This window comes from Micromonospora sp. BS32, assembly GCF_059089345.1.
Genome location: NZ_JBSSHR010000017.1, coordinates 105,354 through 122,726 on the forward strand (window position 1 = coordinate 105,354; position 17,373 = coordinate 122,726).

22 protein-coding genes and 1 pseudogene are annotated in these 17,373 nt (G+C 71.9%); 13 read left to right on the plus strand and 10 right to left on the minus strand.

Going from position 1 to position 17,373, the window contains the following annotated elements; genetic code table 11:
• Window positions 1-20 precede the first annotated feature (20 nt).
• On the minus strand, window positions 21-1,175 hold the full coding sequence (locus tag AC5RWQ_RS23130) for an alkaline phosphatase PhoX (RefSeq protein ID WP_494284769.1): 1,155 nt from the start codon (window positions 1,173-1,175) through the stop codon (window positions 21-23).
• 316 nt (window positions 1,176-1,491) lie between these two features.
• Between AC5RWQ_RS23130 and AC5RWQ_RS23135 the strand changes: the two genes are divergently transcribed.
• From AC5RWQ_RS23135 to AC5RWQ_RS23145, 3 genes are read left to right on the plus strand one after another with little or no spacing between them, the layout of a single operon-like run.
• A complete protein-coding gene (locus AC5RWQ_RS23135) occupies window positions 1,492-2,577 on the plus strand; it encodes a 3-deoxy-7-phosphoheptulonate synthase (protein ID WP_494284770.1) in 1,086 nt (361 codons plus the stop codon).
• A gap of 29 nt (window positions 2,578-2,606) precedes the next feature.
• Window positions 2,607-2,840, plus strand: a complete 234-nt coding sequence (locus AC5RWQ_RS23140; RefSeq protein WP_494284791.1) for a hypothetical protein — start codon at window positions 2,607-2,609, stop codon at window positions 2,838-2,840.
• A gap of 30 nt (window positions 2,841-2,870) precedes the next feature.
• Window positions 2,871-3,083: a hypothetical protein gene (locus AC5RWQ_RS23145; RefSeq protein WP_494284771.1), complete on the plus strand. Its 213-nt coding sequence runs from the start codon at window positions 2,871-2,873 to the stop codon at window positions 3,081-3,083.
• 57 nt (window positions 3,084-3,140) lie between these two features.
• On the opposite strand, the gene AC5RWQ_RS23150 is transcribed toward AC5RWQ_RS23145, so the two are convergent.
• The 3 genes from AC5RWQ_RS23150 to AC5RWQ_RS23160 are packed head-to-tail and all read right to left on the minus strand — an operon-like array spanning window position 3,141 to window position 4,358.
• The gene (locus tag AC5RWQ_RS23150) at window positions 3,141-3,683 is read right to left on the minus strand and encodes a DUF1360 domain-containing protein (RefSeq protein WP_334487438.1); all 543 of its coding nucleotides are present in this window, start codon (window positions 3,681-3,683) and stop codon (window positions 3,141-3,143) included.
• 40 nt (window positions 3,684-3,723) lie between these two features.
• Window positions 3,724-4,038: a hypothetical protein gene (locus AC5RWQ_RS23155; RefSeq protein WP_494284772.1), complete on the minus strand. Its 315-nt coding sequence runs from the start codon at window positions 4,036-4,038 to the stop codon at window positions 3,724-3,726.
• Window positions 4,038-4,358, minus strand: a complete 321-nt coding sequence (locus AC5RWQ_RS23160) for a DUF6158 family protein (protein ID WP_494284773.1) — start codon at window positions 4,356-4,358, stop codon at window positions 4,038-4,040. The genes AC5RWQ_RS23155 and AC5RWQ_RS23160 overlap by 1 nt, the downstream gene beginning before the upstream one ends.
• Before the next feature lie 131 nt (window positions 4,359-4,489).
• On the opposite strand from AC5RWQ_RS23160, the gene AC5RWQ_RS23165 reads away from it, so the two are divergent.
• Both AC5RWQ_RS23165 and AC5RWQ_RS23170 read left to right on the plus strand, forming a co-directional pair.
• Window positions 4,490-4,906, plus strand: a complete 417-nt coding sequence (locus tag AC5RWQ_RS23165) for a hypothetical protein (protein WP_494284774.1) — start codon at window positions 4,490-4,492, stop codon at window positions 4,904-4,906.
• A 25-nt stretch (window positions 4,907-4,931) separates the two neighbouring features.
• The gene (locus AC5RWQ_RS23170) at window positions 4,932-5,258 is read left to right on the plus strand and encodes a DUF3817 domain-containing protein (RefSeq protein ID WP_494284775.1); all 327 of its coding nucleotides are present in this window, start codon (window positions 4,932-4,934) and stop codon (window positions 5,256-5,258) included.
• A 22-nt stretch (window positions 5,259-5,280) separates the two neighbouring features.
• Here AC5RWQ_RS23170 and AC5RWQ_RS23175 read toward each other — a convergent pair whose 3' ends face one another.
• Window positions 5,281-5,784: a DUF6232 family protein gene (locus AC5RWQ_RS23175; protein WP_494284776.1), complete on the minus strand. Its 504-nt coding sequence runs from the start codon at window positions 5,782-5,784 to the stop codon at window positions 5,281-5,283.
• A gap of 494 nt (window positions 5,785-6,278) precedes the next feature.
• Here AC5RWQ_RS23175 and AC5RWQ_RS23180 point away from each other — a divergent pair, with 494 nt between their 5' ends.
• The gene (locus AC5RWQ_RS23180; protein WP_494284777.1) at window positions 6,279-7,271 is read left to right on the plus strand and encodes a C40 family peptidase; all 993 of its coding nucleotides are present in this window, start codon (window positions 6,279-6,281) and stop codon (window positions 7,269-7,271) included.
• 83 nt (window positions 7,272-7,354) lie between these two features.
• On the opposite strand, the gene AC5RWQ_RS23185 is transcribed toward AC5RWQ_RS23180, so the two are convergent.
• From AC5RWQ_RS23185 to AC5RWQ_RS23195, 3 genes are all read right to left on the minus strand, one after another.
• Window positions 7,355-8,344, minus strand: coding sequence for a sigma-70 family RNA polymerase sigma factor (locus AC5RWQ_RS23185; protein ID WP_334487451.1), 990 nt, complete (start codon window positions 8,342-8,344; stop codon window positions 7,355-7,357).
• Between the two features lie 429 nt (window positions 8,345-8,773).
• Window positions 8,774-9,763 carry an N-acetylmuramic acid 6-phosphate etherase gene (murQ, locus tag AC5RWQ_RS23190; RefSeq protein WP_494284778.1) on the minus strand — a complete coding sequence of 330 codons (990 nt, stop codon included), beginning with the start codon at window positions 9,761-9,763 and terminating at the stop codon, window positions 8,774-8,776.
• Window positions 9,760-10,674: a MurR/RpiR family transcriptional regulator gene (locus AC5RWQ_RS23195; protein ID WP_494284779.1), complete on the minus strand. Its 915-nt coding sequence runs from the start codon at window positions 10,672-10,674 to the stop codon at window positions 9,760-9,762. The genes murQ and AC5RWQ_RS23195 overlap by 4 nt, the downstream gene beginning before the upstream one ends.
• A 158-nt stretch (window positions 10,675-10,832) precedes the next feature.
• Here AC5RWQ_RS23195 and AC5RWQ_RS23200 point away from each other — a divergent pair, with 158 nt between their 5' ends.
• A complete protein-coding gene (locus AC5RWQ_RS23200) occupies window positions 10,833-11,525 on the plus strand; it encodes an SDR family NAD(P)-dependent oxidoreductase (protein ID WP_494284780.1) in 693 nt (230 codons plus the stop codon).
• Here the strand turns inward: AC5RWQ_RS23200 and AC5RWQ_RS23205 are convergent.
• Entirely contained in the window at window positions 11,510-12,274 is a 765-nt protein-coding gene (locus AC5RWQ_RS23205; RefSeq protein WP_494284781.1) for a dTMP kinase, read from the minus strand. The genes AC5RWQ_RS23200 and AC5RWQ_RS23205 overlap by 16 nt on opposite strands.
• Window positions 12,275-12,364: 90 nt before the next feature.
• Between AC5RWQ_RS23205 and AC5RWQ_RS23210 the strand changes: the two genes are divergently transcribed.
• From AC5RWQ_RS23210 to AC5RWQ_RS23230, 5 genes and pseudogenes are all read left to right on the plus strand, one after another.
• Entirely contained in the window at window positions 12,365-13,042 is a 678-nt protein-coding gene (locus AC5RWQ_RS23210) for a nucleotidyltransferase (RefSeq protein WP_494284782.1), read from the plus strand.
• Window positions 13,039-13,305 carry a hypothetical protein gene (locus tag AC5RWQ_RS23215; RefSeq protein ID WP_334487461.1) on the plus strand — a complete coding sequence of 89 codons (267 nt, stop codon included), beginning with the start codon at window positions 13,039-13,041 and terminating at the stop codon, window positions 13,303-13,305. The genes AC5RWQ_RS23210 and AC5RWQ_RS23215 overlap by 4 nt, the downstream gene beginning before the upstream one ends.
• A gap of 13 nt (window positions 13,306-13,318) precedes the next feature.
• Window positions 13,319-14,094 (plus strand): annotated as a pseudogene (locus AC5RWQ_RS23220) (metallophosphoesterase family protein).
• Window positions 14,085-14,228, plus strand: coding sequence for a GPGG-motif small membrane protein (locus AC5RWQ_RS23225; protein WP_167179460.1), 144 nt, complete (start codon window positions 14,085-14,087; stop codon window positions 14,226-14,228). Before AC5RWQ_RS23220 ends, AC5RWQ_RS23225 begins: the two are co-directional and overlap by 10 nt.
• 148 nt (window positions 14,229-14,376) lie before the next feature.
• Window positions 14,377-14,871, plus strand: coding sequence for a TspO/MBR family protein (locus AC5RWQ_RS23230; protein WP_494284783.1), 495 nt, complete (start codon window positions 14,377-14,379; stop codon window positions 14,869-14,871).
• Window positions 14,872-14,913: 42 nt separating this feature from the next.
• Here AC5RWQ_RS23230 and AC5RWQ_RS23235 read toward each other — a convergent pair whose 3' ends face one another.
• Window positions 14,914-15,690, minus strand: coding sequence for a peptidoglycan DD-metalloendopeptidase family protein (locus tag AC5RWQ_RS23235; RefSeq protein WP_334487470.1), 777 nt, complete (start codon window positions 15,688-15,690; stop codon window positions 14,914-14,916).
• 294 nt (window positions 15,691-15,984) lie between these two features.
• Between AC5RWQ_RS23235 and AC5RWQ_RS23240 the strand changes: the two genes are divergently transcribed.
• A complete protein-coding gene (locus AC5RWQ_RS23240) occupies window positions 15,985-17,325 on the plus strand; it encodes an ABC transporter substrate-binding protein (protein ID WP_494284784.1) in 1,341 nt (446 codons plus the stop codon).
• Window positions 17,326-17,373: the final 48 nt, after the last annotated feature.

A 17,373-nucleotide genomic window follows, 5' to 3' on the forward strand; every position in this document is an offset into this window, starting at 1 on the left:
CCACTTACCCCGCGCGGGGCTCAGCGGAACGGACCGCGCACCTCGTAGGTGATCCCGCCGGAGGACGAGCCGGTGGTGCCGCGCTGCGACGAGAAGTAGAGCCGGCTGCCGTCGGGCGAGAACGCCGGCCCGGTGATCTCCGACGACGACTGCCCAGTGATCCGGAGGAAGGGCGTGACCACGGCGTCCGGGGTGATGAGATTGATTTCCATGTTGCCACCGTCCTCGGCAATGTAGAGGTCGCCGTAGCGGGAGCCGGTGATGTTGTCCACGCCGGTCAGCGGGGCGGTGCCGGTGGTCACCAGTGAGTCGTCGTAGGCCAGGTCGATCCGCAGGTTGACCGCGTCGTACGCCCACACCCGGTTGTCGCCCTTGGTGGTGAACCAGCAGGTGCCGTTGGCGTACCAGCAGCCCTCGCCGCCGTTGAACTTCTTCGCCCCGGAGACCTGCTGCCGGGTGTAGGTCGGCGAGCCGTCCGGGTCGGGCACCCGGGTCCAACTGACCGGGCCGCTGGTGGCGGTGCCGGCCACCAGCACCTCCAGGGTGCCGCTGGACAGGTCACCCCAGACGGTCGGCCGGAACCGGTAGAAGCAGCCGCTCGTCTCGTCCTCGGTCAGGTAGATCACCTTGCGGTCCGCGTCGGCCGCCGCGGCCTCGTGGTTGAACCGGCCCAGCGCCGGGCGGCGTACCGCGGCGACGCCGCCCTGCGGGTAGGTCTCGTAGACGTACCCCCGGCTGACCTCCTCACAGGAGAGCCAGGTCCCCCACGGGGTGGCGCCGCCGGCGCAGTTGCGGTTGGTGTTGGCGAGGATCCGGTACGCCGAGGCGATCGTCCCGTCGGCGTTGAACCGGACCGCCGAGGCCCCGCCGGTGGTGGAGATCTCCGAGTTGGAGACGTAGATCCAGCCGGTGCCGGTGGGGAAGCAGGCGCCGCCGTCGGGGGCGTCGTGCCAGGCGTACGACGTCCCGGCCACCGTCTGCCGGGAGCGCGCGATGATCCGGCTGGTGAAGCCGGCGGGGAGCTGGATGCCGCGGGCGTCGGCGGTGCCGAGCGGCCCGTACGGGCCGACGCCGGGCTGGGCCGGGGCGGCCGACGCGGCGCCGGACCAGAGGCTGCCGGCGAAGGCGGCGGCCCCACCGGCGACGGTGGCGCGCAGGACGGTACGACGATCCATCGATGACCTCCGGGAGGATGCGGGCGGTGCTGGTGACGTTACCGCCGGTTCCATCGACACAGGTGAACATGGAGCGAGGCTTTCCGGACGGCCCGGTGAGCCGGCGGCGTCCGGTCGGGTACGCTTACCGGCGTGACGCGTGCGTATCGATGGTTTAGGCAGCCGGCTCCGATGCCGGTGACCTCACCATGAGCTGACGTCACCTGAGATCGAGCCGGCCGGGCAGGAGCTTGAAGTTCCTGCCCTTCTGCATACGAGCAGCCGGCTCGACCTGGGCACCGGCCCCGGGGCACGGTCGGCGGAAGGAAAGCCCACCGTGACGACCTCGGAGACCGGCGCGGTCATCGACCAGCGGATCGACCGCGTCGTGCCGTTGACCACCCCGGCCCTGCTCCTGCACGAGCTGCCGCTCCAGCCCCCGCTCGCCTCGACCGTGCTCGACGGCCGGCGCGCCGCCGCGCGGGTGCTGGACCGCGACGACGACCGGCTGCTGGTGGTCGTCGGCCCGTGCTCGGTGCACGACCCGGCCGCCGCGTTGGAGTACGCCCACCGGCTGCGCGAGACCGCCGAGCGGCACGCCGACGACCTGCTGGTGGTGATGCGGGTCTACTTCGAGAAGCCGCGGTCGACGGTCGGCTGGAAGGGTCTGATCATGGACCCGGCGCTGGACGGCTCCGGGGACGTCAACACCGGCCTGCGGACCGCCCGCGCGCTCCTGCTCGACGTGCTGCGCCTGGGCCTGCCGGTGGGCTGCGAGTTCCTCGACCCGATCACCCCGCAGTACATCGCCGACACCGTCGCCTGGGGCGCGATCGGCGCCCGCACGGTGGAGAGCCAGGTGCACCGCCAGCTCGCCTCCGGGCTGTCCATGCCGATCGGCATGAAGAACCGGCCCGACGGCAGCATCGCCACCGCGGTGGACGCGATCCGGGCGGCCGGCGTGCCGCACGTCTTCCCCGGCATCGACGTCTCCGGCACCCCGGCGATCATGCACACCCGGGGCAACGCCGACGGGCACCTGGTGCTGCGCGGCGGCGGCGGCCGGCCGAACTACGACGCGGAGTCGGTGGCCGGCGCGCTGGACCTGTTGCGGGCCGCCGGCCTGCCGGAGCGGCTGGTGGTCGACGCCAGCCACGCCAACAGCGGCAAGGACCACCGCAACCAGCCGAGGGTCGCCGCCGACGTGGCCGACCAGCTCGCCGCCGGCCAGCGCGGCATCGTCGGCATCATGCTGGAGAGCTTCCTGCTCGACGGCCGGCAGGACCTGGACCCGACCCGGGAGCTGACCTACGGCCGCTCGGTGACCGACGCCTGCATCGGCTGGGACACCACGGCCGAGGTGCTGGAGCACCTCGCGTCGGCGGTGCGCGCCCGGCGGGCCACCCTGCCCACCCCCGCCTGAGGTGGTTTGACCGTTTCGGGCCCGGGTAGCTGACCGGGGTGACCGACGACGCACCAGTGACCGAGCAGCCGGACACCCGGCAGCTCGACGAGCTGCTCGACGACATCTACCACGGCCAGGAACGGATCAGCCAGGCCGACATCTACCGCCGGGCGGTCGCCGCCGAACTCCCGGCCGAGCTGCTCACCCAAATCGCCGCGCTCCCCCAGGGCGAGTACGCGGTCGACGAGGCGGCGGACCTGCTGGGTGGGTCGGTGGCCTGACCGGCCACCGACGGACGAGAGGACGGTGCGATGAGCCAGCACCAGGAGCACGAGCACGAGTCGTTGCCGGCGCTCGGCCAGCCCTCGGAGGGCGTGGACACCCTCCCCGAGCCGGACTTCGCCAACGAGCACGACCGCACCGCGGTCGACCGGGAGATCATCACCGGGGAGGACGAGGACGAGCGGGAGCCCGAGGCGCCGCGCGGCTGGGCCGGCGAGAACCACGGCACCACCCCCACCTGACGGGCGACGAGAAGGGGGCCGGCGGATCGATCCGCCGGCCCCCTTCTCGCGTACGGGTCACTTCTCGTCGTGGTGCCCGCCCTCGGCGGCCTGCTGCGCCACCGCGTACCCCATCTGGAGGAAGTCGGAGGCGGCCACCGCGGTCAGCGCGGTCGCCACCAGCCGGGTCAGCCGGGGAGCCAGCACCAGGCCGCCGGTGAGGCCGGTGGCCACCCAGACAGCCAGGCAGAACGGGCAGCTGAGCAGCTCACCGATGGCGTGCCGGGTGGGGCTGCCCTGGTCCCGGACCTGCTCCATCACCTCACCGCTGCCGATCGGGTGGTCGTAGCGGGTGAACGGCGCCCGCAGCGGGCTGGTCACCGCGTCCTTGGCGAGCAGCCGGCTCAGCTTGTGCGTGGCGACGGAGAGCAGCACCACGTCGGCGGTGGCCGGCCGCTCGGGCACCGGTCGGCCGCTCGCCTTCACCAGGCCGGCCAGGGACGCGGCGACGGCGGCGTACGTGCCCATCGCCTTGAGGTAGCCGTCCAGCGGCCGCTGCTCGTGCGGCGCGTACGCCTGGCGCAGTCGCGCCACCTTCTGCTTCAGGCCACTCTCGGCCACCGGCGTCTCCTCCTTCTCGTCGCGGATCGCACGGGGGTGCTCAGCCCGCGGTGAGGTTCTCGGCCACCTCGCGCGCGAGGTTGGTCAGCGACTCGTCGGCCAGCCCGGGGTCACCCTCGGGCAGTTCGAGGCGGACCCGGGAGCCGCCGGCGTCCACCGGCTCGACCCGCAGCTCGGCCGCGCCGGCGTCGCCCTCCCAGCGGGCGCGCAGTTGCCCACCGTCGGTCTCCGCCGGCCCGTTGCCGTTGCGGCGCAGCGAGTCCGGCAGCCAGGCCGACACCCGGTCCGGGTCGGTGGCGGTGCTGAAGACCACCTCGGGCGGGGCGGACATGCCGCGCTCGGCGTGCGTCCCCATCAGGAGTCCCGCAGCCGGTGCGGGTCGACCTCGCGCCCGGGGTGCCGGGCCAGGTACTCGGTCTCCAGCTCGGCGGTGCGCCGCAGGTGGTTGGCGAGCGCGGAGTCGGCGGCGTGCCGCAGCGTGTCGAGCCGGGTCCGGTGCAGGCTCTGCAGCTCGCGGATCAGGTCCTCGTCGCCGAGTTCGGCCGGGTCGATCCCCAGCAGGTCGCCGTCGAGGTCCGTCCCGGAGGCCCGGGTGTCGTGGACGTGGTCGCCGTCCCACTCGGGCATCCGCTGCTCCGGGCTGGCGTCGCCGGACTGGCGTACTGATTCGGTCATGTCGCCCCCCTGGTCTCGTTTGGGCTGGCGTCTAGACGGATGCCCACACCGGGTGTCACCAAACCCTCCGACGCGCCGGTGACTACGACGCCGCGTCGGAGACCGCCGGCCGTCCCGGTACCCTCGATGGCATGAAGCGGCTCTGGACACCGGCGTGGATCGCCCGCCACGTGGCCATGGTCGTGCTGGTGGTGGGGTTCCTGGCGCTGGGCTGGTGGCAGATCAGCCGGGCGGCCTCGGGCAACACGCTCAGCTGGGCGTACGCGGTGGAGTGGCCGATCTTCGCCGGCTTCGTGGTCTTCGTGTGGTGGCGTGAGGTGCGGCACTCCCTGCGCGGGCCGGAGGCCGCGCCGGAGCGGGCCGACGGCGAGTCGGCCGTCACGCCCCGTGACGGCACCCCGTCGTCGGGGGTACGCCGCCCGGTCCGGGTGTCCCGGGTGCCGGTGGCCCCGGACGGCTCGGACGACACGGACCTGGCCGAGTACAACCGCTACCTGACATGGTTGAACGCCAATCCGGGCGCGAGGCCCGGCGACTATCCCGGCTGAGGCCGGTGCGGAAGGACGGACGACGGTGGGCGGAGCCCTTACCCGGTACCGCGTGATCGCCTGGATCGTGGGCGTGGCGCTGGCCGTGCTGGTGCTGATCGGCATGCCGCTGAAGTACGCGTTCGACCAGCCGGCCGTGGTGGCCGTGGTCGGCACCGCGCACGGCTGGCTCTACATGCTCTACCTGGCCGCCACGTTCGACCTGGGCCGCCGGGTGAACTGGCCGCTGAAGCGGATGCTGCTGGTGATGCTCGCCGGCACGATCCCGTTCGTGTCGTTCGTGGCCGAGCGCAAGGTCACCCGGGAGCTGACCGCGCCGCGGCCGCGTACCCCGGAGCCCGTCTCGCTCTGAGCGGATCTTCGCCGGCCGGCCCTCAGCGGCGCGGTCGCCAGTAGCCGGCGGTCGTCAACGGGTCCTCCGCGTCGTCCCGCCCCAGTTCCCGGGCCTTGGCAAGGGCCTCGGCCACCTGGCCGAACTGCTCCGGGTCGTCGCTGCTGAACAGGAGCACCTCGGCGCCGTGGAGGTGCCCCCACAGCTCGTACGCCGGCGGGCGCCACCGGTCGCCGGCGAGCACCAGCAGGACCGGCAGGAGCGAGACCACCCCCAGCGTCAGGTACGCCCCGGCGGTGAGCCGCTCCAGGCCCCCGGTGAAGCCGAGCAGGACGCCGGACCCGCCGATCATGCCGGCGGTGACCGCCACGACGCGGATCGCCAGCCGGTCGTGCGGCCCCCGGTCGGTGCGCAGGTGGGTCAGGTCGGCGATCGCGAAGGTGTTCCGCCCGACGTTGAACCGCTCGCTGGTCACCACGATGCCCGGTCGGGCGTGCAGGAGCGTGGGCCGGCGCGGCGGTCGAGTGGTGGAGCTGTCGGTCTGCACGGCGTCCTCCCCAGGGCCGTGGGCCGGGCCGCTCCCGCCACGACGCACCTGCTCAGGACGGGATTCCCGGCTCCGTGCTCCATTCTGTTGCCGCCCCGCCAGCGCCGCGCCGTCAATTTCCTGCTACCTGCGGGCGGTGGCGGGACGGCGGCGTCGGCATCGATGCGCCGTTCCGGATTTGTCGGTCTTTACCGCTCGATTCCGCGCCGGTATCCGCCCGGAACGACGAATGCCTCCAAATCGCCACTACCGCCCATCCAGCGACGACACGCCGACATCAGCGGCACCAGGGGTGTCACCCGGAGTCACGGTGCGCAGCGGCACTTGCTGCCCCTTTGTCAACATTCGCCCCTGCTTCCACTGCGATCCACCTCCGTCACGGGTTAGGTTGAGGGGCCGGCTCGGTCGGCGCCGTCCATCCGGACGGCCCCGAGGCGGTGTCGCCGGAGGCGTCAGCACCCTCCGGCGGCCGGTGGGAGAGGAGCCTTCCGCTCTTGTCGTCCTCACGGATGCTGCTGCGCACGCTCGCGATCATCGGCCTCTCGGCCGCGCTGATCGCCCCGCCGGCGGTGGCTCGGGCCGAGCCGTCCGTCGCCGAGCTGACTGCGCGGATAGAGAAGTCCTCGACCGAGCTGGAACGGGTCGTCGAGTCCTACAACAAGCTCAACGAGGAGATCAAGGCGAACCAGAAGACGGCGGCCGGCCTCCAGGCCCGGATCGGCCCGCTGGAGGCACAGACCGCCCAGAGCCGCGCGGACGTCGGCGAGCTGGCGGCCATGGCGTACAAGACCGGTGAGCTGCGCACCGTCGAGGCGCTGCTCGAACCGGGCGGCGGATCACTGATGGACAAGCTGGGCACGCTCGACCAGCTCACCCGGCAGCGCCAGGCGCGGATCGCCGGGTTCACCAGCAACCAGCGCCGACTGCTCGACGAGAAGGCCCGGCTGGACGCCACGCTGGCCCGGCAGGCGCTCCAGTCCCGCACCATCGTCGCCACGAGGAAGAAGATCGAGGGCGACCTGGCGAAGCTGTACGAGATGCGCAAGGAGGCGTACGGCCGGGCCACCGAGGCGCCCCCGCCCCGACCGACCTCGTCGACCTCCCCCGCCACCAGCACCACCACCACCGCGCCGGCGATCTCCGGCGACGCCGGCACCGCGGTGCGGTACGCGTACGGGGCGATCGGCAAGCCGTACATCTGGGGCGCCGACGGTCCCGACGGCTACGACTGCTCGGGGCTGACCCTCGCCGCATGGCGGGCGGCCGGCAAGTCGCTGCCGCACAACGCGGCCATGCAGTGGAGCGCCACGTCGCGGATCAGCCGCAGCGCGCTGCGCCCCGGCGACCTGGTCTTCTACTCGGGCCTGGGACACGTCGCCTTCTACGTCGGCAGCGGCCAGGTGATCGACGCGCCGAGCGCCGGTCGCAACGTGCTCAAGCGCGACATGGGCATGATGCCGATCGCCGGCTACGGTCGGGTCGGCTGAGCCGCCGCGCCACGGCGCGGAACACGGCGAACGGCCGGCGTCCCCCTATCGGACGCCGGCCGTTCGCCGTCATTACTACCAGGTCAGGCCGCTTGCAGCCCCTCAGCCCGAGCCAGCTCACGGAGCCGGCCGAGGGCCTGGATCTCGAGCTGGCGGATCCGCTCGCGGGAGAGCGAGAAGCGCGACGCGACCTCGGTCAGCGAGTGCTCCCGCCCGTCCTCCAGCCCGTACCGGGCCCGCATGATGCCGGCGGAACGGTCGTCGAGGTGGTTGAGCAGGCCCTCGATGCGCTGCCGCTCCAGGCCGGTGAGGACGATGTCCTCCGGCGAGGGGGCGTCGCTGTCGGCGACCAGGTCACCCAGGTTGGTGTCGCCGTCGTCGCCCACCGGGGTGTCCAGCGAGACGGTGTCCTGCGACCAGCGGCGAAGCTCGTTGACCCGCTCGACGGTTACCCCGAGGGCCGCCGCGATCTGCTCCGGCTCCGGGTCGCCGCCCAGCTCACGGGTGAGCTGGCGGGCCACGTTACGCATCCGGTTGACGTCCTCCACCAGGTGCACGGGGAGCCGCACCGTGCGCTCCTGCTGGGCGATCGCCCGGCTGATCGCCTGACGGATCCACCAGGTGGCGTAGGTGGAGAACTTGTAGCCGCGCTCGTAGTCGAACTTCTCGACCGCGCGCACCAGGCCGGTGTTGCCCTCCTGGATCAGATCCAGCATGGGCATCCCGGACCGCACGTAGCGGCGGGCGATGGAGACGACCAGCCGCAGGTTGGCCCGGATGAAGAGATCCTTGGCCCGCTCGCCCTCGACGACCAGGCGCTGCAGGTCGTCGGAGTCGACGCCGGCCGGGACGCGGTCCTCGCCCAGCAGGTGCTCGGCGTAGAGGCCGGCCTCGATCGCCTTGGAGAGTTCGACCTCCTTGGCGGCGTCGAGCAGCGGCGTCCGGGAGATCTCGTGCAGGTAGACGCCGACCAGGTCGCGCTCCTCGGCAACCTCGTCGGTTCGCATGCCGATGTTCTTGTCCACGTTGCCCACGGTCCCCTCGCTCGCGCCGGTTGCCCGGTTCCTTGCCATCCCCACGTCCATCAGCCCTTACCCGTAACTTCTGCTGTGTCCGTCGGTGCTGACACCTGCACAACAGATGAGACGTGTCGGGGATTCCATGTCGTGAGTCGAAACTGTCACGAATGCCTGAGTATCAGCTGAAAGCTCGGTCCACGTTTGCTGTCAGCGCCCCGCCTGGCGGCCTGTCGACGGCACCACGAACGGGCTGGTGGGGACGGAAATCGCCGTCCGCTCTCAGGGCATCGCACCATTGCGCGCCCCAAGAACACAGCGACCCTCGTCACCGCCCCGCTGCGATCCTGGTCACTGCTGGATACGCGTCATCGGACCGGTCGGTTCATCCATGGAACCTTGATTACCCCACGCCCTGGACAACAATCCGAGGCGTCGCGCACGTCCCGTCCGCTACGTGTTTTGCATCACGCGAGGCGGCGGGGGTCAGGAGGCGAGCAGGGCGATCGCGCCGCGTACCTGGTGGGCGGAGCGGGCCAACGCGGCCCGGGCGGCGGTGACCCCGGCCCCGGAGAGCAGCGAGACCAGGGCGGTCTTCAGGTCGCCGTCGGACTCGTGCAGGGCCCGCCGGGAGATCTCCTCGGAGCAGCCGGTGGCCTCCATCAGGATGGAGATCATCCGGCCGCGCAGCTTGGCGTTGGTGGCCACCATGTCGATCATCAGGTTGGAGTAGACCCGGCCGAGCCGCACCATCACGGCGGTGGAGAAGGTGTTCAGCACCAACTTCTGCGCCGTGCCCGCCTTCATCCGGGTCGACCCGGCGACCACCTCGGGTCCGGTGTCCACCCCGATGAACACGTCGACCGCGGACGCGGCCACCGCCTCCGGGTTCGCGCAGAGCAGCACCGTCGACGCGCCCCGTGCCCGGGCCGCGCCGAGCGCCCCCAGCACGTACGGGGTACGACCGCTGGCCGCCAGTCCGACGACCAGGTCGCCGGGGCGTACGCAACGGTCGGCCTCGGCGGCGCCGCCGCGGGTGTCGTCCTCGGCGTCCTCGACGGCGCGCCACATCGCGTCGGGGCCACCGGCGAGGTGGGCGCAGAACCAGTCGCGCGGGGAGTTGAAGGTGGGCGCGAGCTCGGCGGCGTCGATCACGCCCAGCCGGCCCGAGGTGCCGGCGCCGAAGTAGTGCACCCGGTGCCCGCCGCGCAGCGCCGTCACGGCGAGGTCGACGGTGGCGGCGATCTCGTCCAGCACCGCGGCGACCGCGGCCGGCACCCGGCGGTCGGCGTCATTGATCACGGTGAGCACGTCGCGGGTGGACATCAGGTCGAGGTCGACGCTCTGCGGGTTGCGCCGCTCGGTGGGTGCGCCCACCCGGACCACGGGCCGCAGGTCGACGACGGCCTCGGGGACCTCGGCGCCGGTCGATCGGTGCTCCACGACGTCGTCCGGGCCGACCCGGCCGGCGGTCATCCCCGCCTCCGGCCGGTGCCGACCCGATGGCTCTGCACCGCCTCGGCGGTCGCCTCCAGCGCCTTGCGGGCCCGCGCCCGGTTGCGCGCGGCCACCCCGACGAAGAGACAGTCGACCACGGTGAGCTGGGCCAGCCGGCTGGCCATCGCGCCGGAGCGGTACGTCGTCTCGCGGGCGGCCGTGGTGAGCACGAAGTCGGCCACCTCGGTGATCGGCGAGCGGGGGAAGTTGGTCAGCGCCACGGTCGAGGCGCCCCGGGCCCGTGCCTGCTCCAGCACCTCGATCACGTCGGAGGTGGTGCCGGTGTGCGAGATGCCCACCGCCACGTCACCCCGGCCGAGCAGCGCGGCCGAGGTCAGCGCGGTGTGCACGTCCGGGAAGTAGAAGGCGATCCGGCCGATGCGGTGCAGCTTCTGCTGGAAGTCGGAGGCGACGAAGCCGCTGGCTCCGGCCCCATAGACGTCGATCCGGCCGGCGGCGACGAGGGCCTCCACCACCTGCTCGCAGACCGCCGGGTCGAGCTGCTCGGCGGTCTCCTCGACCGCCCGGGCGTCGTTGAAGGCGATGGTGGCGATGATCTGGGCGAGGTCGGCGCCGGGCGGGATGTCACCGCCGACCACCCGGGCGTCCGGCGGCTCGACCCGGCGGGCGGCCTCGGCGGCGAGCCGGATGCGCAGCTGCGGATAGCCGTCCATGCCGACCGAGCGGCAGAACCGGATGACGGTGGCCTCCGAGGTCTCCGCGGCGGTGGCGAGGTCGGTGATGGTCCGTCGGGCGGCGTCGGCCGGGTCGGCGACGACCAACCGGGCGACCCGCTGCTCGGCGGGCGACAGCGAGGGCAGGAGGCCACTGATGTGGACGATCAGCCCACCGGACTCGTGACTCGCAGAAATCTTCGGACTCTTCGCCACGGATGAAACTTACTTTCATGAGGCGCGAGCGTCAACCGTGACCACGGCATCCGACCGAAGTATCCCCCGCCCCGGGCCCCTCCCCGCACAGACTGCCATTCCGGCAGGCCGGACGCCTCATCCAGCCAGGTCGAATGGACCACGCTACGGTGTGGCCCATGGCGGAACGCAGTGTGCTGGTCACCGGCGGCACGGGCGGGCTGGGCGGCGCGGTCACCGCGGCCTTCGTCCAGGCCGGCTGGCGGGTGGTCGTACCTCAGCGGGAGGGCGGGCCGGCGGCGCTGTCGGCGGGACCGGCCCTGGTCCGGCCGACCGCGGACCTGCTGGACCCGGCCGGCGTGGTCCGCGCCGTCGAGGCGGCCACCGACGACCCGACGGCGCCGCTGCGCGCCGTGGTCAACCTCGTCGGCGGGTACGCCAGCGGCGGCCGGGTGCACGAGACCCCGGTCGAGGAGTTCGAGCGGATGCTGTCGATCAACCTGCGCCCCACGTACCTGGTCACCCAGGCGGCCCTGCCGCACCTGATGGCGGCCGGCGGCGGCGCGGTGGTCTGCGTGTCCGCCCGCGCGGCCCTCGCCCCCTTCCCCGGTGCCGCCGGCTACGCCACCGCCAAGGCCGCGGTGCTGGCCTTCGCGAACGCGGTCGCGGTCGAGTACCGGGCGTCCGGGGTGCGCTGCAACACCGTGCTGCCCAGCGTCATCGACACCCCGGCGAACCGGGCCGCCCAACCGAACGCCGACCATCGGCGCTGGGTCACCCCGGCCGAGATCGCCCCGGTGATCCGGTTCCTCGCCTCCGACGAGTCCGCGCCGACCAGCGGGGCGGCCGTCCCGGTCTACGGCAGGGCCTGAGCCGGCGCCCGGTCCGGAGCCGACGCGTCGACGTCGACCCGGGCGGCCAGCGCGACCTCGACGGCCGGCGTGACGTCGGCGGGCGGCGTGACGTCGGCGGGCGGCGTGACGTCGGCGGGCGGCAGCCAGTCGGCCAACTGGGCCCGGATCCGCCCGGCCACCTCCTCCGCCGACCCGCCCGCGTCGACCAGCACGAAGCTCGGGTACTCCGGCAACGCCCGGTACGCGGTGTCCGCCGCGGTCAACCAGCCCATCGTCTCGTGGTCGTCGCCGCGCCGCTCGATGCGCCGGTACGCCTCGGCCGGCTCGACCGTGAGCAGGAAGGTCACCTGCGGCGGCGGAAAGATCCGATAGCCGGCCCGGGCCAACCGCTCCCAGCGGTGCCCGCCGTGCGCCCGGATGCTGGCGTACTGGCAGGCGGCGTAGCGGTCCATCACCGCGGTGCGGCCGGTGACGAGGCAGCTGAGCAGGGCCGCCGCGATGGCCAGCCAGCGCAGTACCGACTCGACGGCGAGCAGGCCGTCGCGACCCACCAGGCGCTGCGCGTCCGGGCGGCCGAGCCGGTTGGCGAGCCGGCCGAGCCAGCGCCGACCGCCGGCGTTGCGGTGGTAGGTGGCCGGTCTCCCGGCTGCGGTGAGCGCGTCGGCGAGCCGGTGCGCCTGGGTGGTCTTGCCCGAGCCGTCGATGCCGATCAGGGCGACCCGGCGCAGTCGGGCCCCGCTGCCGGTCGCCCGCAGTGATCTGGCCACCTTGCACAGATTATCCGACCCCCGCTCATCGCTCGGCGAAATGTCCGGTTGACGGCGGGCGCGGGCTGGGCTGCGCGGCGACGGCCAGGTGTGGGTGGCGCACCTGCCGGGTACGCAAAGTCATTTCCGACCCTCTGTCCACCTTCACGACGGGAGAACCAGATGGCCGAGCGCGGGGACGAGAGCCTGTTGCACACCCTCAAGCGGGTCGCCGCCGTGCTCAAGCAGAACGACATCCCCTTCGCGCTCGGCGGCAGCTTCGCGGTGTACGCGCACGGCGGCCACTCCAGCGAGCACGACGTGGACTTCCTGCTCCGCGAGGAGGACGTCGAACGGGCGCTGGAGGCACTGGTGGCCGAGGGCTTCTCCGCCGAGCGCCCGCCGGAGGACTGGCTGGTGAAGGTCTACGACGAGGGTCGGATGGTGGACCTGATCCACCGGCCCATCGAGACCCCGGTGACCCATGAAACCTTCGACGACACCGTGATGCGCCCGGTGGACGCGATCCACATGCCGGTGGTGTCGGCCACCCGGCTGATGGTGCACAAGCTGCTCAGCTTCTCCCAGCACTACTGCGACTTCGCCCGTGGCCTGCCGTTGGCCCGCTCGCTGCGGGAACAGATCGACTGGGAACGGGTACGCAAGGAAACCCAGCACTCGCCGTACGCGGAGGCGTTCCTGGTGCTGCTGGACCGGCTGGACGTGGTCCCGTACGGGGGCACGCCCGTGCCGTACGACCGCACCCCCGAAGGGAAGGAGACAGCGTGACCGAGCATGGCGCCGGCCCGCCGGACGAGTACGTCGAGGCGGAGATCCACCGGCTGCTCGCCGAGGACCCGGACGTCGCCGAGCAGGGGATCACCGTGGTGCGCCGGGAGCGCGGCCTGGTCCTCTACGGCGAGGTGGAGAGCCCCCACCGGCGGGAGGAGATCCTGCGCCGGGTCGCCGAGCGCTTTCCCGACGTGCCGATCACCAGCGACATCGGGGTGATCCGCGCCCAGGCGCCGACCCAGGTGGAGGAGCTGCCATGAGGAGGACCCGACGATGATCCGGATCGCCGCCGTCGGCGACGTGCACCTGGACCAGGACGTGGTCGGCCGGTTCCGGCCGGCCCTGGAGGAACTGCCCGACTGCGCCGACGTGCTGCTGCTGGCCGGCGACCTGACCCGGCACGGCACCGAGTCGGAGGCGCGCTGCGTGGCGCAGGAGTTCGGTGGGCTGGGCGTACCGGTGATCACGGTGCTCGGCAACCACGACCACCAGTGCGACCAGGTGTCGCAGGTGGTCAAGGTGCTGGAGGACGCCGGGATCACCGTACTGGAGGGGACCGGGACGGTGCTGGAGTTCACCGGGGGCCGGCTCGGCGTGGCCGGGGTGAAGGGTTTCGGCGGCGGCTTCGCCGGCCGGTGCGCCAGCGACTTCGGCGAGCCGGAGATGAAGGCCTTCGTCCAGACCACGAACGAGAGCGCCGAGGCGCTGGGGAAGGCGCTGCGCGGGCTCGACTGCGACCTGCTGGTCGCGCTCACCCACTACTCCCCCGTGCCGGACACGCTGGCCGGCGAGCCGCTGGAGATCTACCCCTTCCTCGGGTCGTACCAGCTGGGGCAGGCGATCGACTCGGCGCCGACCGCGCTGGCCCTGCACGGGCACGCGCACGCGGGCACCGAGCGGGGCACCACGCCCGGCGGGGTACGGGTCCGCAACGTCGCCCACCCGGTCATCAAACAGGCGTACAGCATCTTCCACCTGGGAGATCAAATCGACTGAGAACCTGGGTTTCCCGCATCAGCGGCTCGGGTATTCAGCCGCCATGGAGCTGATTCTCTGGATTCTCGCAGTCGTACTCGTGGTCGCCGGCATCCTCGCGCTGTTCCGCCGGCAGATCCTGTGGGGCGTCGTCCTCATCGTGGTCGGCCTGCTGGTCGGCCCTGGTGGTGTCAGCATCTTCAGTTAACTGACACCGGTTCTCATCACCGGACCCGCCGGGGTCGTCGGCACCGGGATCCCCGTCCTCCCAGACAGGGGCCCCCGGAGCCGACGATCTCGGCGTCGTGCTTTCCGGGGCCGGTTTGTCGACCCCGGCCCGTGGAAACATCTCGACCATGGAGATAACTCGGAGCACCGCACGGGCCCGTGGCGCCCGTAACTGGTGGGCCCTGCTCGGCTTCGGGGCGGCCGTCACGGTCGCCGCGGCGATCGGCGTCCTGGGGGTCAGCGGCACCACTGACGAGTACGCCAGCCTGCGGCAGCCGGACTGGGCCCCGCCCTCGTGGCTCTTCGGCCCGGTCTGGACGCTCCTCTACGCCCTCATCGCGATCGCCGGCTGGCTGGTCTGGCGGAAGGTCGGTTTCGGCCCGGCGCTCTGGGCCTGGACCACGCAGCTCGTGCTGAACGCGATCTGGACCCCGCTATTCTTCGGCGCCGGGCGGTACGGGCTGGCCTTCGCCGAGATCGTCCTGATGTGGCTGGCGATCGGGGTCACCGTGGCGCTGTTCCGGCGGATCTCCCGCCCGGCGGCCCTGCTGATGCTCCCGTACTGGGCCTGGGTCACCTTCGCCGCGGCGCTGAACTTCTCGATCTGGCAGCTCAACAGCTGAGCCGGGCGATCGGGGCCCCGCGGCCGGGGCCCCTCGCCGGGTTCAGCAGCGCGGCACGTTCGGGATGTAGCCGTCGTAGCCGGTGAGCACGTACGCGTCGGCGATGTACCGCCCGGTGCCGATCCGGTCCCAGATCGAGCTGGTGCCGTAGGTGCCGGTGACCGAGGTGCCGCTGGTCTGGCAGTAGATGGTGACCCTGGTGCCGTCGGCGACCGAGCCGACCGCGTCGTACCCGGTACCCGGGCCGGACCGGACGGTCAGGTCGGCTCCGGCGGTGTTCACCGTCCCCGATCCGGTCGTGCCGGAGCAGCCGTTGTCACTGGTGTACGTCTTCGTCCCCCAGTAGAGGGCCAGCGTGCCGTTGAACCGGACCTGGATGTCGTTGCCGCTGAGACGCTGCTCGTAGTGCAGGTGCGGCCCGGTCGACCCGCCGGTGCTGCCGACCCAGCCGATCACCTTGCCGTAGCCGACGGTCTGACCGACGGAGACGTTGAAGCCGTTGAGGTGGGCGTAGTAGGTGGTGTACCCGCCGCCGTGGTCGATCCGGACGTACTTGCCGTAGCTGGTGCCGCCGAGGTCGGTCACCCGGTCGACGGTGCCCGGCGCGCTGGCCACCACCGGGTCGCCGAGGTCGTCGGTGCGGTTGAAGTCGACCGCGTACGCCGGGCTGTGGTCGGACCGGGTCTGGCCGGACCAGGACTGGTTGCAGGGGAACGGCACCTTGAACGTCGGCGCGGCCAGGGCCGGGCTCGCCGGGACCACCAGGGCCCCCACGGCGAGCAGGGTGGCGCCCGCCAGCTTCCACCATCTGGAACGCATTGGTCTCCTCCGATGTCGAGATCCTTCAATGCCTTGGGGTCAGGGTGGCAGAAACTTCCATCAATGGGAAGTGGGCCGAGATCGCCGGACGCCCTGTTCACGGCCCGGTCGCCCACCATTTGGCGCGCGGAGCGTGGGAGCGCACCCACTGCCGGTGAGCGGGTTTCGGGATTGTTACCGGGCCGTGTCCGCATGGGGGTGGACCGGAGAGGATGCAAGCGCTTACATGTGGGGACGACCATCGGACCGGCGCCGGGCCCCACCCGTACCGCGCCGGCAAGGAAGGAGATCGGCATGGCGTTTGCCAGATCACGCCAGGCTCTCGCGATCGCCGGCGTCCTGGGGCTGGCGCTCGGCGCCAGCGCCTGCGGCACCGGCAACGACAAGAAGAGCGACAGCGCGAGCAAGCCGGAGTGCGCCGCATACGAGAAGTACCAGGGTCACGACGGCAAGAAGGTCACGATCTACTCGTCGATCCGGGACATCGAGGCCGACCGCCTGGAGCAGTCCTGGAAGCAGTTCGAGGACTGCACCGGCATCAAGATCGACCACGAGGGCAGCGGCGAGTTCGAGGCCCAGCTGGGCGTCCGCGTCGACGGTGGCAACGCCCCCGACCTGGCCTTCATCCCCCAGCCGGGTCTGCTCAAGCGGTTCGTCGACTCGGGCAAGATCAAGACGGTCGGCGCCGACACCAAGGCGCTGGCCGAGGAGAACTTCACCCCCGACTGGCTGAAGTACAGCACCGTCGACGGCAAGCTCTACGGCGTTCCGCTCGGCTCCAACGTCAAGTCGTACGTCTGGTACTCGCCGAAGACCTTCAAGGAGAAGGGCTGGCAGGTCCCCACCACCTGGGACGACCTGATCAAGCTCAGCGACCAGATCGCGACGAGCGGCACCAAGCCGTGGTGCGCGGGCATCGAGTCCGGTGACGCCACCGGCTGGCCGGCCACCGACTGGATCGAGGACGTGCTGCTGCGGACGGCTGGTCCCGAGGTCTACGACCAGTGGACCACCCACGCCATCCCGTTCAACGACCCGAAGGTCGTCGACGCGGTCAACAAGGCCGGCACCATCCTCAAGAACGAGAAGTACATGAACGGCGGCTTCGGCGGGGTGAAGAGCATCGCCACCACCTCCTTCCAGGAGGGCGGCACGCCGATCACCACCGGCAAGTGCGCCATGCACCGCCAGGCGTCCTTCTACGCCAACCAGTGGCCCGAGGGCACCAAGGTGGCTGAGGACGGCGATGTCTTCGCGTTCTACTTCCCGGCCATCGACCCGGCCAAGGGCAAGCCGGTGCTGGGCGCCGGCGAGTTCGTCTCGGCCTTCGCCGACCGTCCCGAGGTCCAGGCGGTGCAGACCTACCTGGCCTCCGGCGAGTACGTCAACAGCCGCGCCAAGATCGGCGACTGGCTGTCGGCGAACAAGAAGCTCGACATCAACAACGTGCCGAACCCGGTGGACAAGCTCTCCGTCCAGGTCCTGCAGGACCCGAAGACCGTCTTCCGTTTCGACGGCTCGGACCTGATGCCGGCCGCCGTCGGCGCGGGCACCTTCTGGAAGGGCATGGTCGACTGGATCAACGGCAAGGACACCGCCACGGTGCTGAACGGCATCGAGGGCAGCTGGAAGTGATCTGAGTCGGTGGTCCCGCCCCCCCCCCCCGCCCGCCCACCCCCATTA